This window comes from Lentzea indica, from assembly GCF_012184385.1.
Classification (GTDB): Bacteria; Actinomycetota; Actinomycetes; order Mycobacteriales; family Pseudonocardiaceae; genus Lentzea; species Lentzea indica.
Genome location: NZ_VSRL01000614.1, coordinates 1 through 556, shown reverse-complemented (window position 1 = coordinate 556; position 556 = coordinate 1). Strand labels below are relative to the sequence as shown.

General features: G+C 66.7%; 1 protein-coding gene. It reads right to left on the bottom strand.

Translation table 11 applies throughout. The features are described from left to right. The coding region (locus FXN61_RS49965) for a heme-binding beta-barrel domain-containing protein (RefSeq protein WP_188136355.1) at nucleotides 1-556 on the bottom strand (556 nt) is incomplete at both ends.

The window sequence follows — 556 nt, the reverse complement described above, 5'->3', positions numbered from 1 at the left end:
TCCCGTCGTCCGGCATGTCGTCCGGGAGGGCCTTGGCCCAGCGTTCGACGTCCTCCGGGGTGACGACCTTCTTCAGGTGCGCGGACATGTAGGGGCGCAGCTCGACCTCGGGGGTCTGCTTCTCGCCGACCCACATCAGGTCGCTCTTGACGTAGCCGTACAGACGCTTGCCGCCGGTGTAGGGGCTGGAGGCGGCCGTGCGGGCCACCGCGTCCGTGACCAGGTCGATCTGGGGCTTCTTGTCGGCCAGCTCGCCGTACCAGATCTCGATGACACCGTCGTCGCGGGTCATCGTCACCTCGACCTTGCGGTCGGCGTCGATCCGCCAGAAGGCGTGCTCGGACTCCAGGGGCCTGACCTTGTTCCCGTCGTTGTCCAGCACCCAGGTGTGGGACTGGTACTCCAGGAAGTCCCTGCCGTCATGCGTGAAGGTGACCTCCTGACCGAAGTTGCACTTCTCGGAGCCGGGGAAGTCGTGCACGCCCGCACCGGCCCAGTTGCCGAGCAGGAAGGCGAGCGGGACGAGGTCCTTGTGGAGGTCGGAGGGGATCTCGAT